Consider the following 13,497-nt stretch of genomic DNA (forward strand, 5'->3'; position numbering starts at 1 on the left):
AAAAGCAATTATCCCAGTCACTGCCATCACCCCAAACAGGATGGCATTAAAGAGGGAGACTAGTCGTCGTTTTTTCAAGTAAAATTATGCCTTGGAGGGAATTATGGCCCCGTGATTTTGAAGAAGTCCGTGAATCTTGGATAAGGGAACCTTAAGAGGCGTAGTGTTCGATTCTGCTGCCAGTGCAGCGGTTGCCCCGGCTGCCTGTCCCATTCCCATACAGGCGGCCTGTACCCGCAGACCTGAGTTGGCAAGACGATCACTGCTGACACATCTTCCAGCCACGATAATATTTTCACTTCCTTTGGGGATCAGGGCACGCAAGGGAACCGTGGGTACAGTTCCACGTTTTAAAGGCTTGGGTCTTACCCCCGTGCGGGTGTGCAGATCAACGGGGTAAAAAGCATAGGATACTGCATCATCAAAATGACGTCCTGAGGTGTAGTCTTGAACCGAGATAAGAGTTTCTCCGAGGATACGGTAGCTTTCCCTAAATCCGGTCTCGGGCTGTAAGTGCATCAGGCGTTTTTTATCTCTTCTGACTTTTTCTAAAATTGTTTTTCTTCCCGTCAGGTTGGCCAAGGTGGCAGTGCGCGAATTGGTGGAGTCGGCCCCATGCACATAGAGCCTGTGGAGTTGTTTACTGGCTGGGTTATGAGAACTGCCCATTTGATAAAGGTAAGACCCCGGTTGTCTTTCCTTCTCGCGGAGTCTTTCAAATCCAAGCATTCCCACAACTTCCGCTCCTCCGGTACAGTCTACAATTTGCTTGCAAAGAACCCTGCGCTTGGTCCCAAAGCCGACACAGTCCACCTGCCATCCTTTATCGGTTTTAGTAACCTTGGAAGGGAATTCGTAATATGCGATGCCTACACTCGCTTCGCGGCATTTTTCTTCGGCCAATAAGGCAAAAATAAATTGATTAATTTGGATTTGATTATGGTGGTGAGACCGGGGAACTTTTGAAAAATCAGGAAACTTGCCTCCATCCAGTTCCACACTTTCTTTAATGAGTTCCCATCCGATCCCAGCGATCACTTGTTTGCCCCAGGCATCAAACAATCCAGGGTAGGCGACGCCCCCAGTGGTGGTGGTGCCACCCAGTTGAAAGCTTCTTTCGACCAATAGAGTTCTAGCTCCTGCTCGGCCAGCTTGCAGTGCTGCGGTGATACCAGCAGATCCGCTCCCCACAACCAGAACGTCAACTTCATTGATGATTTCTGGTTCAAAATCCTCAACGCCGTTCTCTACGGAGGCATGGGCAGTTGAAGCAACGCTCAAGCCAGCAAAAGTGGAGGCTCCAAGTATAGACTTTTGAATAAAATTACGGCGTGGGTTTGTGATAGAAGATTTTTCAGATTCTGTCATGAAAATTAGAATATAATAAATTTAAGGCCTTGAGGGGGAGATTTCTTAGATTTTAAAATAAAGTGTGAAAAGAAATAAGCAAGAAAGAGTACCGCTATTGTGCCCAAATCAGCTTTCGAGGTCATCACGATCGAAAAAGTCTTACAGGTTTCACTTTTTGTAAAATTTTTCAACCAGCCAATGTTTACATTCATTCATACTTTTCGTTGAAACCTGTATTCAAAAGGGTCAGAGCAGAGGTTTTCAATCCACTAAAACTACAGGTATAAGAATGGGTGGAAGGGAACCAAGGAGGTATGAAAATATATAAATATGAGTGTAGGATAAGGCCAAGTAAAGTAAGACGAAGCTTGCTCCCTCTATCGCAGTGACTGAAAAACGATCGATGTTAGGCGAAGGGATTCGGGAATACGAAAAGTTAGCTTTCCATCCCTCACCTGTATGAGATCTGTATCCCCGGATGTCTTGTTCAGTCGGTAGCCGGTCTTTGGTTCTACATCCTCGGTCGTCCATTGCACCTGCACATCTTCTCCTTCCGCGAACCCTTCACCGACAAAATGTCCATCCCGATTGTATCGTTTTCCTCTTTGTATCGTTGCAGGGATGGAAACGGTCAGGTCTGTTGGGTCGTTTTTCGCTTTCCTTCGAGCGGCTAGGGCGATGAAACGATTTGCGGTACGATCGTATGAACACATACGCATAAAGTCTTTATCCTCAGCTCCACTGAGCACAATATTATTGCCTGCCTCTCCAGCTATTGCATGGTGCACGCACTCGTTCTGCCCTGCAGATAGTTGGGCAAACCAACGCCAAATATAATAATGCGTATGATTTGGGTCGTCGGCCACGGCATAGGGGGCACCAAACTTACCTTTAACTATCGCGGGAGAATCGTTGTTGATTGTAAACTTTTCGTCACTCCCCATCAGGTTCAACTTGCGGGTGGCAATTGCCGGGCCTCCAGTAAAGTTGGGGTTAAGCTTTTCGCCTAAACGAGCGAGCCTCCCATTATAATCGAGCCGCTTGGTGAGTCCCATGGTCCAGGCACTGTTATTGTCGGTCCATGGAAGATTGGCTAAACTCAGACCTCGCTGTATGCATTCCCCCAAAATTCGCAGAGTTGATTCGACTGTATCCCCGCTTCCTTCGGGTCCGTGAACCGTGCGCTTCCCATCCCAACATATCCAACTTTCTGCAGCGACGATTCCCTTGTCGGAATAGCCTTCCTCATGGAGGCGGCGGTCCATGTATTCGATTTGACTCCAAACCGAAGTTACCCAGGTTGGAATACCTCCCCCCCAACCGTTATTAAAATCACTGAGGTTGAGTGCGAAGTTATCGATCATACCCATCAGTTCCGCCGATTCCAATTGCACATTATACCACTTTTTACAATCGCGCGAAGGGGAGAGACCAGCGGTGGATACGACTTTGATATCTCCCGTTTCTTTCTCATAGTCCCGGATCGCCCGTGCCGCCGGCAGCATGAACAAGTTCATTAATTCATCCCAGGACCCATCCCAATACTTGGGATGATTGGCCTCGTGAAAGATGGCGTAGTAATCCACATCCTCACCGAACCACTCCACAGTTGCCTTAACCATCTCATAGATTGCCTGGTCATCGGGCGGCAATTTATTGAAATCAGGGTAAGTCTTTCCGCCATTCATCCACAAGGGTACCTGCCAGAGTACCAGCTCCGTTTTGATGCCTCTTGCTTTGCATAGTTTGACCGCATGCCTGATAGCGAGAGCATCTTTTGATGGATGATTCGCATAATCCAGGTTTTTTTTCTGCGGGAGGGTGTGGAGTGACATGTACCAGAAACTCGCATAGCTGGTCACTTTACCCAGCTCCCGCTCGATATCGGCCTCTGAATTTTTGGGTTGGTTTGGATACGGCTGCCAGCGGAAGCCGACATGCACATGATTGCGGGTTGCTTCGTAGGCAGGGGCTAGGCCCTCGCGGTCAAAAAAACCCACTATTCCGGGCCCTTCCCGATCCTGGGGGTCTTCAGGGATCAGTGAGTTCTTTCCAAGGCAAACGAAACTGGTGCTGCCCGCCAAAAATAGAAGCCTACAAAAATTAAATATTCGCATCCACACACAACCATCCTTCTGAATATTCAATTGATTGCAAGTTTTAGAATTCTTTCAGACTAATATTTCCCAAGTGGAGCTCGTGATCATGTTATTGAGATGCAGGGAATAATTTTTCAATCATACATAAGCCTGATTGTTGAACTAGTAGCATGGAACTCCCCAGTTTTTGATGTAGTTGTACGCCGCTTGAATCTTGAATAGTTTACCAAAAAGGAATGAAAGAGGATCGGGATAGTGATCCTTTTGATCATTGGGATCAAAACTTTTTGGGTTACGCAATCAGCGACTTAACCACATGGGAATGATCCACACCCGTCAGTTTCCAGTCAAGTCCCTGATGTTTGACGGAAAAGAATTGATGCTTGATTCCAAGTAAGTGGAGCATGGTGGCATGCATGTCGTGTACATGAACTTTATCTTTTACTGCATGGTAGCCAAGTTCATCGGTTTCTCCGTATCCAAACCCTCCCTTTACTCCCCCCCCGGCCATCCACATGGAAAAGCCTTTAATATGGTGGTCGCGACCAGCTTCTCCTTTACCCTGAAACATAGGAGTTCGGCCAAATTCTCCGCCCCAAACGACCAGGGTATCATCGAGCATGCCCCGTTGTTTGAGATCCTGAATGAGTGCCCATGTAGGTTTGTCGGTAAGGCCACAACAGGTATCCATGTACTTCTCTAACCCGCCATGGTGATCCCATCCACGGTGATAAAGATGAATAAACCGGACACCTTTTTCGGCAAGTTTACGAGCAAGAAGGCAATTGGAAGCATAGGAACCATCTCCTGGTTTAGCACCGTACATGTCAAGGATATGCTGGGGTTCCTTGGACACATCCATTAGTTCAGGAACGGATGTCTGCATTTTAAAGGCCATTTCATAGGCAGCAATCCGGGTATCGGTCTCGGGATCATTAATCGCCTGATTACGATGACGGTCGAGAGTTGTAATTGCATTGACCAATTTTTTTTGGTGCTCTGCGCTTACGCCTTTAGGATTTCGGACATATTGTACTGGGTCTCCGGTTGAATTGAATTCCACTCCCTGAAAACGGCTGGGTAAGAAGCCCGCTGACCATTGGCGAGAAGCAATGGGTTGAGGATTGCGTCCACCCACGCTGGTCATGACCACAAAACCGGGTAAATCTTCGGCAACACTTCCTAAGCCGTAGTTTACCCATGATCCCATCGACGGACGTCCACTGATTACAGATCCGGTATTCATGAACGTGTGTGCAGGATCATGGTTGATCTGTTCAGTAACCATAGAACGAATAATGGAAATGTCGTCGGCCATTTTCGCAGTCCATGGAAGATAATCACTAATGTACTGTTCTCCTTTTCCGTATTTTTTAAATTTGGTCAAGTGGCCCTGAACTTTAAGTTCTTTTCCCTGTAACTGAGCAATAGGTTGACCTTGGGTGAAGGACTCGGGCATGGGTTTTCCGTTGAGCTCATCAAGTTTAGGTTTGTAGTCAAAGGTTTCCAAGTGAGAAGGTCCGCCTGCCATGCATAGAAAAATGACCCGCTTGGCCTTGGCTTTGGGGAGCAGGTACATGGGTTGGTCTGCGTCCTTGGCCATTAGTGTATTAAGTGCTGCACTGCCCAGACTTAAACCGGAACCGGCGAGGAAAGCCCTCCGGTTAATCATGTTCGGATTCATTGGAATATTCATCGTCTTAAATTGGTTTCGGCAAGATTGAGGATAGCACGAGCAAGGGGTGTCCAAGATTCCGCACTGGCGGAGTTACGATCATCGATCAATTGTGCCAGGGTGTTTTCTTCAAAAGAATCGGGGGGGCGGGACAGGGCTACCTCAAATGCGAAGGCCAGACGATTTCCAAAGGAGTCCCCCCCGCGCTTTACAATCTTTCCGGCAAAAGACTTGGCTGCTTTCAGAAATGTGGGGTCGTTCAGTAAAACCAGTGCAGCCAATGGAGTATTGGACTGTGGTCGTTGGGTGGTGCATTCCTCACGACTGGGTGCGTCAAAGGCTTTCATCATGGGATGAAGAAACTGCCTTTGCCAGTGAACATAAAGTCCCCGGCGCCACTGGGCTTCTCCGGTGTCAGCTGTGTATTTTCTTTGAGGGAAGTTGAGGTGCCGGTAATAACCACCGGGCTGAAAGGGCTTCACGCTGGGGCCACCAATTGTAGGAACTAAAAGACCGCTAATAGCCAGAGTATTATCCCGGATGAATTCTGCAGGCAGTCGTTGGGCAACCTGGAAACTTTGGTAACCTTCCCCAGGCAGCGTGGCTTGGCGATAGGTGCGGCTTAGCATGATATCCTTGATGAATGCTTTAATATTCCATTGTTTGTCAATCAGTGAGAGTGCAAGATTATCTAGTAATTCGGGGTGTTCAGGGGGGGTGCCTTGTCCGCCAAAATCAGTAAGATCAGGTGCCAATCCTTTGCCAAATAGAAGATACCAGATCCGATTGGCGAGCACGCGGGCATTAAGCTTTCCTTTTCCATTTTTAGGATCGGTCAGCCAGTTGGCCAAGTCCAGGCGATTAAGCCGATCTTTATTGGATTTGATTTGGCCGAGAAACTCAGGCACTGCGGGAAGGACAAAGGGGCCGCTTTCATCCATCCAGTTCCCTCTGGGTAATACACGCATGTTTCGGGGTTTTACGGCTTGAGAAATCATTGTGGGTCGACCCATTTTCTCAATTTCGACCTTTTCCCTACGAATCTTTCGGTATCTGGCCAGTTCCTGTTCACCTGCGAGTTTGGAAATTTCTTGATTCAAGTTACCCAGTTTATTTTGTAGATCCTGCTTATCTTTTTCTTTGGCTTTCTTCAGCGTTGAGATGAGCCTGTTCTTGCGGTTCTGAAATTCCTGGAATTTCTTTTGGTTTGCAGGGGGAACTAGGGCATTCATCTCCTTTTGCAGGTGTTGAATTCTGGCCAGGTTTTCGGGGTTGTGAATGATGATTTCTGGAGGGCGCTTGGTGGGCAGGGAATTTCCATTGAATCCACGATCCCCAATATCGGCAAAAAATGCAGCCAAGGCATAATTATCTTTGATGGTGTAGGGGTCGTACTTATGATCGTGACATTGGGCACAACCAACGGTGGCTCCCATCCAAACCTCGGAAACATTACGCACCCGATCAGCGGCATAGATGGCATCATATTCCTTGATTTGTAAGCCACCTTCATGGGTAGTCTGCAGTAGACGATTGTACCCCGATGCGACTTTTTGTTGAGTTGTAGAGCCGGGGAGAAGATCGCCAGCTAATTGTTCACGGGTGAACTGATCAAACGGCATATTTTGATTGAATGCATTGATCACCCAGTCCCGGTAGGGTGAAATGTTATGGGGTTGATCTCCGTGGTACCCCACCGTGTCTGCATAGCGAACAAGATCCAACCAATACGCTGTCATACGTTCACCAAAATGAGGGGAGGCTAGGAGATCATCGATTAGAGATGCGTACGCTCGAGGGGAAGGGTTGGTGGCGAAATTTGTAACCTCTTGTGGCGTGGGTGGAAGTCCCGTTAGATCGAAATGTAGGCGGCGGACAAGAGTGATGGGGGCAGCATCGGGGGCTGGTTTTAATTGATTCTTCTTGATGTCTGCGAGGGTGAATCGGTCGATCCAATGAGTAGGCCAATTTGAGTCAATTACTTGAGGTTGAGAATGTTTGACCGGATCCACATAGGCCCAATGATCCGCCCAAATGGCTCCTTCTTTAATCCATTGCTCGAGCATTTCTTTTTCTCTCTGAGACAGGGGTTTCCCGATTTCAGGTGGGGGCATGAGTTCCTCCTCATCATCTGAATGAATCCGGTAGATCATTTCACTTTCATCGGGTTTGCCGGCAACAATCGCCATTAAGTCCTCGTGTTTGGCATCATTTTCGATATCGAGGCGAAGATCTGCTTTACGTCCATGTTCGTCTGGTCCATGACAGGAAAAACACTTATCCGAAAGGATAGGCCGTACATCCCGATTAAAGTCGAGAGGGTTGGACCATCCAAAGAAAGGGAAGATGAAAATTAGGAGAAGTTTTTTCATTAGTAGGTATACATGTGTAAAGCGTATGTGCACTTATTTGGAAGTCAAGATCACCTTAGGCGATTATTCCCTTTTTAATGTGTCCATGAACATCGGACAAGCGGAAGCGCCGCCCCTGATAGCGGTAAGTTAATTTAGTGTGGTCAATTCCGCAAAGGTGAAGAATCGTTGCTTGCATATCGTGAATGTGGACTGGGTCCTTGGTTATATTCCATCCGAATTCATCCGTTTCTCCGTATGTGCTTCCGGGTTTCACTCCGCCCCCCGCCATAATCCAACTGAAGGCCCGGCCGAAGTGATCCCGACCCGTTGGTTTCTTTGGGTCGCCTGAACGGTACTGCCCGAATGGAGTACGGCCGAATTCACCGCCCCAGATGACAAGGGTATCCTTGAGCATATCCCGATCCTTCAGATCTTGAATTAGGGCGGCAGTGGGGGCGTCGGTGGCGTTACATTGTTTTTCAAGTTGGGTAAATAGATTGCTGTGCTGGTCCCATCCGGAATGCATCAACTGGACAAATCGTGTTCCTCTTTCGAGCAGACGGCGTGCGGTCAGGCAGTTGCTAGCGAAGGTCCCTCGTTGCTCGACATCTGGACCGTACCGTTTGATCACATGTTCGGGTTCCTGCTTGAAATCGAGCAGTTCTGGCACGCTGGTCTGCATCCGGAATGCCATTTCATACTGAGCAATTCGGGTGTTGATTTCAGGGTCTCCGTATTCGGAATGATGGGCCTGATTTAACTTGGCAATATTATCGAGTAGTGAACGGCGGCCTTTTGAGGAAATTCCTTCTGGATTATTTAAATAAGGAACAGGAGCACCCGTACTGCTGAACTTAACTCCCTGATATTTGCTTGGTAAAAATCCGCTTCCCCAATAATAGTCATAAAAAAGTTGGCCACAGGTTTTGCCTTTATCGGTGGAGGTCATGACCACATAGGCAGGAAGATCTTCTGATTCGCTTCCTAATCCGTAAGTGAGCCATGCTCCCATACTTGGCCGACCGGGGATTTGAGAACCGGTTAGTGTAAAGGTGACTCCGGGTGCGTGGTTCACCGCTTCGGTATTTAGACTACGGACAATACAGAGGTCATCCGCCAAGTTTCCTATATGGGGGAGCATAGAACTGATCTCGGTTCCGCATTTTCCGTATTTTTGATAAGGTTTGATTTCCGGGACGCAGGGCCAGGCTTTATAACTGGAGGACATCGTAGAGAGACGGGTGTCTCCTCGAACAGAGACGGGTATGTCTTTACCTGCCATCTTCTTAAGCATCGGTTTCGGGTCGAGCAGGTCAATATGGGAAGGGCCTCCTCCCTGCCAAAGTACGATCACCCGCTTAGCTTTGGGTGGGAAGTTTGGAAATGAGAAACCGCCAACAGTTTTGCCCATCGCTTGGTCCTGGTTGAGTAGTCCAGCAAGAGCGGCCAATCCTATACCAGTTGATCCTTTACCTAAAAAACTGCGACGGGTTTCACTCTGTAATGGAAAGCGAGGATGAGATTCGATCATGGTAAGAAAATTATTCGCGGGTGAGAGACTGGTCGAGATTAAGGATGCCCAGACAGGTAACTGTAAGGGCGGCATGTTCTTCATGGTTATAATGCTGAGCATGCTTTGCCTCGCCGACATTCAACAGTGCCTTTGCCTCCCCAGGTTCTTCGCGGTAAATGGCAAGTTGTTCATTATAGGTATTTGCGAGGATTTGCATTTGGGCGGGGGTGGGAAACTTCGATGTGACTAGTCGAAAGGCATATTCCAAGCGTTCAGATAAACGGTTCGAATGCTTGATCGCCCTTTCGGCCAAAAAGCGTGATGCCTCGACCCAAGTCGGGTCATTCAGGGTGGTCAGAGCATGGAGGGGGGTGGTTGTTCGTCCGGGCTTAACCCGGCAAGCTTGACGATCGGATGAGTCGAACATATTGGCCGGTCCAACGGTGCGACGCCAAAAAGTGTAAAGGCTTCGGCGGTATAGATCATCACCTGACGATTTAGGGTAATCGAAATTTCTTTCTTTGGTAATCGCAAGGGCTTCCCAAACTTTTTCGGGTTGGTAGGGGTAGACGGGTTGTCCGCCAATTTTCGTTGCAAGTAATCCGCTGTTGGTGAGTGCCCAATCGCGCAGAATCATTGAAGGCATACGGAAACGACTGGCTCGGCTGGCCAGGCGGTTTTCGGGGTCATTTTCTCTGTGCCAATCATTCATTTGGCTCGATTGTCGATAGGTGGAACTGGTGACAATGAGGCGGTGCATTTTTTTCTGACTCCAAGCAAGATCCTGAAATTCGACGGCCAACCAGTCAAGTAGATCAAGATGCAGGGGGTATTCACTTTGTACTCCCAAATCTTCGGATGTTTTGACCAGTCCCGTCCCAAAGAATCTTTGCCACATACGATTTACTTGAACGCGAGCAGTAAGAGGATTCTCCCGGTCGACCAACCATTTTGCCATCCCCAGACGATTCTTGGGGAGCCTTTCCTTCATTTTGGGAAGAAATCCGGGGGTGGTGAATGATACCTTTTCGCCTTTTTTAAGGTATTCACCACGTTGAAGGATGTGGGTCTCCCTCTTTTTCCTGTCATCCATTACCATCACCTTGGGTACCTGGTCCCCTTTGTAATTATTTAGTTGTTTTTCGAATCTTTTGATCTGTTGGTTGAGTTTGTCTTTTTCCTTGGACTCATTCGGGTTAAGAAATGTGATCAAGGCAGTGTTTTGGTCTTTATTAAATTTTTCAAAAGAGGAGGGCAGGGTTGCTTCCCATTTAGGCGTTGGCGTGCTTTCCCCTTTCTTTGCCCAAATAGGTTGTCTTTGTGAGTTATAGGCGACCACCCAAAAATTTTTAAGTCGCTTTCCCACATTGCTATCGGTGCGGTTGAAAAATTGAATTCTATCGATCGGTTGCTCTGTGCCTAAATCAATTTCCAACCATGGATTGTTTTCCTCTTGGGTATGGGTCACTGAATTTTTAGAGAAGTCTCCGGATGTGTTACCATCGATGGCATTTTTCGCAGATCCATTGGGGTAATCACTACTTTGAGAGGCTTTTCCCTGTAGGGCCAAATTTTCCCGCTTGTTGAAAACTTGCACTTCTGCGAGATGGAGAAACCCTTTGGGGGTGTCATTGATAACTCGAACAAACTGAGCTTTGAAGGGTCCATTTCGGCTCGGTATTTTCCCGTTCGAGGATTTTTGAATGCGAGATATTTTCTGGCGAAGCTTGGCAATCCTGTCTTCGAAATCTTTGATTTTAATTTTGTTCTCTTCGGTAGGCATTTCGATGAAGGGGCTGGCTATGCGAATTCTGGACGACTGTCGGCCCGGACGTCCGCTTTCCGAGACTTGATTAAAGGCATCCATCATCCCGTAGTAATCCTGCATGGTGATCGGATCGTATTTGTGATCGTGACACTGCGCGCAGGCCACGGTTAAGCCTAGCCAGGTTGTGGATGTGACATCGATCCGGTCGAAGAGAATGACGAACCGTTGCTCTTCCGCAATGGCGCCTCCTTCCCCGTTATTTAAATGGTTACGATTAAACCCGCTGGCAATTTTCTGATCTGTGGTGGCGTTGGGTAGAAGATCGCCTGCAAGTTGCCAAATTGTGAACTGATCGAATGGCATATCTGTATTGAGAGCTTTGATTACCCAATCCCGCCAAATCCACTGGTAGGTGTCTCCGTCCTGCTGGAAACCATTGCTGTCTGCGTATCGGGCGGCATCTAACCATTCCAGTGCCATACGCTCCCCATAGTGTGGACTGGCGAGCAGGTGATCGACGACTTTTTCGTAAGCACTTGTAGAATGATCGAAGACAAAATCTTGAACTTGCTCCGGGGTAGGGGGGAGTCCAATAAGGTCGGCGTAGAGACGCTTGATTAGGGTTGTCTTTTCAGCTTCTGCTGAGGGTTGGATATTTCTTTCTTCCAACTTGGAGAGAACAAAGGAATCGATTGAGTTACGGATCCAATTTTTTTCCCGAACTTGTGGAAGATCTTTTTTCTTAGGTGCGACGAAGGCCCAGTGTTCATTGTACTGTGCACCTTCCTTGATCCATTGTTCGAGGATTATTTTCTGTTCAGATGTCAGGATCCGGTTCGATTCAGGAGGTGGCATAATTTCATCCTCATCCTCCGAATGAATTCGATAAAATAGTTCACTGGCATTTAGGTCACCGGGAACAAAAGCGTCAGAGGCAATTGCATCATCTCGGATATCCAAACGGAGATCGGCTTCCCTTTTGTTTCCGTCTACCCCATGGCAATAAAAACAGTTTTCGGACAGAATCGGCCGGATATCCCGGTTGAAGTCTAAGTTATTGGCCAGGCAGATTGAATGAACGAGTAAAATTGGGAGTAACTTTTTAATCATGGAGATATTCAATAGGAGCTAATGTTTTGACTTCTTGCAAATTTAATTTAGCTCGTTTTGAAAAAAGACTTCTTAACACAATTATTGGGAGTCAAAAAAAGAGGTTTTAAATCACTTCCCAAGATGGATATGCGGTGTAAGCCGGTGGATAATTCCTTTGATCTCGAGATGATCATGGATTTACCTATGAAAGAATGAGTAGAACTGTGAAACTAATAAAAGCGACCAAGGCACTTTCTCAATCTGTTGGATCGCTCTCTTTTGATCTGCCAACTACCTATGTCTACAATCCTTTAGAATATGCATGGGGAATCCATCGACAGTATCTTGAATTAGCCAAAGGCGGAAAAAAGAAAGTTGTTTTTCTTGGAATGAATCCGGGCCCTTATGGGATGGCCCAGACGGGAGTGCCATTTGGCGAAATTCCGGCAGTGCGGGACTGGATGGGGTTAAGAGGCGAAGTCAAGAAGCCTAACCCAGAACACCCAAAGCGTCCAGTGGACGGATTGGAGTGTGCCAAGAGTGAAGTGAGCGGTCGGAGATTATGGGGTTTGTTTTCGGAGAAGTTTCCTTCTGCCCATGATTTTTTTAATGATCACTTTGTCGCCAATTATTGCCCGTTGGTATTTATGGAAGAGAGTGGAAAAAATCGAACACCCGATAAACTGGTTGTTTCTGAAACCAAACCATTAGAGGAACTTTGTGACCAGCATCTCCAAGAAATTGTGGAAATTTTTGAGCCTGATTGGTTGGTCGGAGTGGGTGGGTTTGCAGAGAAACGAGCGACAATTGCACTTTCCGGCATGAATGTCCAGATAGGTAAAATTTTGCATCCCAGTCCAGCGAGTCCGGCGGCTAACCGCGGATGGGCAGCAGCGGCGACAAAGCAATTAATCGACCAAGGTATCTGGAAGTAAGGTGTTTTAAGGTGACTGTTCATTGTTATTAATGAGCAAGGTTTTGGAATAAAAAAATTGCTTAAATTTTAGTATCGGGCTATATCGATATTATGACATTAAGTGTTTCTTTAGAAAATGAAATTAATGACGCATCTTTGGCAGAGGCTGCGGAGTGTTTGAAGTCGCTGGCACATCCGATGAGACTTAAACTGCTTATGTTGCTGGAATCGAATCGATGGACGGTTGGTGAGTTGGCAGAAGCATGTAAGTTAAGAGATAATGTGACCTCTGAGCATTTGCGCTTAATGATGAGGTGTGGCTTTCTTTCAGTTGAAAAAGAGGGGCAGAAAACATTTTACCAAATCTCAGAGCCCCATGTTTTTTCTATTTTGGGATGTATAAAATCCCGTTTTTCTTAACCTCCTACCTGTTACTAACTCATGAAAAATTTATCTGTACAAGAATCGAATCATCAACGCCTTAAAAATACCGCAAGTTCGTTCATCGATGTTCGAACACCCGCGGAATTTCGTGCGGTACACGCTGAGAGAGCTGTGAACTATCCCATGGAATCATTTGATTTGGAACAGTTTCCGCTTTCCAAAGATGAAGAGATACATGTGATTTGCCAGTCAGGGGGGCGATCGATGAAGGTTTGTCAGAAGCTGGAAGCGGCAGGGTTTACCAAGATCGTAAATGTGGAAGGTGGAACTTCCGCATGGCAGTCGG

At 47.2% G+C, this 13,497-nt stretch carries 9 protein-coding genes; 3 read left to right on the top strand and 6 right to left on the bottom strand.

From position 1 onward, the window contains the following. Positions 1–84: 84 nt before the first annotated feature. The 6 genes from ACKPQ5_RS05955 to ACKPQ5_RS05980 all read right to left on the bottom strand — a co-directional run bounded on the left by ACKPQ5_RS05955 (position 85) and on the right by ACKPQ5_RS05980 (position 11,869). The gene (locus tag ACKPQ5_RS05955) at positions 85–1,368 is read right to left on the bottom strand and encodes an FAD-dependent oxidoreductase (protein WP_407678182.1); all 1,284 of its coding nucleotides are present in this window, start codon (positions 1,366–1,368) and stop codon (positions 85–87) included. A 359-nt stretch (positions 1,369–1,727) separates the two neighbouring features. Next, complete coding sequence (locus ACKPQ5_RS05960) at positions 1,728–3,467, bottom strand: hypothetical protein (RefSeq protein WP_407678183.1); 1,740 nt, start codon at positions 3,465–3,467, stop codon at positions 1,728–1,730. Between the two features lie 274 nt (positions 3,468–3,741). After that, positions 3,742–5,133 carry a DUF1501 domain-containing protein gene (locus ACKPQ5_RS05965; protein WP_407678184.1) on the bottom strand — a complete coding sequence of 464 codons (1,392 nt, stop codon included), beginning with the start codon at positions 5,131–5,133 and terminating at the stop codon, positions 3,742–3,744. An 8-nt stretch (positions 5,134–5,141) separates the two neighbouring features. Continuing rightward, positions 5,142–7,496, bottom strand: a complete 2,355-nt coding sequence (locus ACKPQ5_RS05970; RefSeq protein ID WP_407678185.1) for a DUF1549 domain-containing protein — start codon at positions 7,494–7,496, stop codon at positions 5,142–5,144. A gap of 55 nt (positions 7,497–7,551) precedes the next feature. Next, complete coding sequence (locus tag ACKPQ5_RS05975; RefSeq protein ID WP_407678190.1) at positions 7,552–9,009, bottom strand: DUF1501 domain-containing protein; 1,458 nt, start codon at positions 9,007–9,009, stop codon at positions 7,552–7,554. Positions 9,010–9,019: 10 nt separating this feature from the next. Then, positions 9,020–11,869, bottom strand: coding sequence for a DUF1553 domain-containing protein (locus ACKPQ5_RS05980; RefSeq protein ID WP_407678186.1), 2,850 nt, complete (start codon positions 11,867–11,869; stop codon positions 9,020–9,022). A gap of 194 nt (positions 11,870–12,063) precedes the next feature. On the opposite strand from ACKPQ5_RS05980, the gene ACKPQ5_RS05985 reads away from it, so the two are divergent. From ACKPQ5_RS05985 to ACKPQ5_RS05995, 3 genes are all read left to right on the top strand, one after another. Beyond that, a complete protein-coding gene (locus ACKPQ5_RS05985; RefSeq protein ID WP_407678187.1) occupies positions 12,064–12,786 on the top strand; it encodes a uracil-DNA glycosylase family protein in 723 nt (240 codons plus the stop codon). Between the two features lie 92 nt (positions 12,787–12,878). Beyond that, positions 12,879–13,187, top strand: coding sequence for an ArsR/SmtB family transcription factor (locus ACKPQ5_RS05990; RefSeq protein WP_407678188.1), 309 nt, complete (start codon positions 12,879–12,881; stop codon positions 13,185–13,187). Positions 13,188–13,208: 21 nt separating this feature from the next. Continuing rightward, positions 13,209–13,497, top strand: a 289-nt coding sequence (locus ACKPQ5_RS05995) for a rhodanese-like domain-containing protein (RefSeq protein ID WP_407678189.1), incomplete at its 3' end; no start/stop codon positions are given.

The organism is Candidatus Seribacter sulfatis (genome assembly GCF_964187635.1).
In the GTDB taxonomy this organism is placed as follows: domain Bacteria; phylum Verrucomicrobiota; class Verrucomicrobiia; order Opitutales; family Seribacteraceae; genus Seribacter; species Seribacter sulfatis.

Excerpts from the sequence above, each read along its gene's own strand:
- ACKPQ5_RS05955 (WP_407678182.1), bottom strand. The coding sequence starts at position 1,368 with ATGACAGAATCTGAAAAATCTTCTATCACAAACCCACGCCGTAATTTT.
- ACKPQ5_RS05960 (WP_407678183.1), bottom strand. The coding sequence starts at position 3,467 with ATGCGAATATTTAATTTTTGTAGGCTTCTATTTTTGGCGGGCAGCACC.
- ACKPQ5_RS05965 (WP_407678184.1), bottom strand. The coding sequence starts at position 5,133 with ATGAATCCGAACATGATTAACCGGAGGGCTTTCCTCGCCGGTTCCGGT.
- ACKPQ5_RS05970 (WP_407678185.1), bottom strand. The coding sequence starts at position 7,496 with ATGAAAAAACTTCTCCTAATTTTCATCTTCCCTTTCTTTGGATGGTCC.
- ACKPQ5_RS05975 (WP_407678190.1), bottom strand. The coding sequence starts at position 9,009 with ATGATCGAATCTCATCCTCGCTTTCCATTACAGAGTGAAACCCGTCGC.
- ACKPQ5_RS05980 (WP_407678186.1), bottom strand. The coding sequence starts at position 11,869 with ATGATTAAAAAGTTACTCCCAATTTTACTCGTTCATTCAATCTGCCTG.
- ACKPQ5_RS05985 (WP_407678187.1), top strand. The coding sequence starts at position 12,064 with ATGAGTAGAACTGTGAAACTAATAAAAGCGACCAAGGCACTTTCTCAA.
- ACKPQ5_RS05990 (WP_407678188.1), top strand. The coding sequence starts at position 12,879 with ATGACATTAAGTGTTTCTTTAGAAAATGAAATTAATGACGCATCTTTG.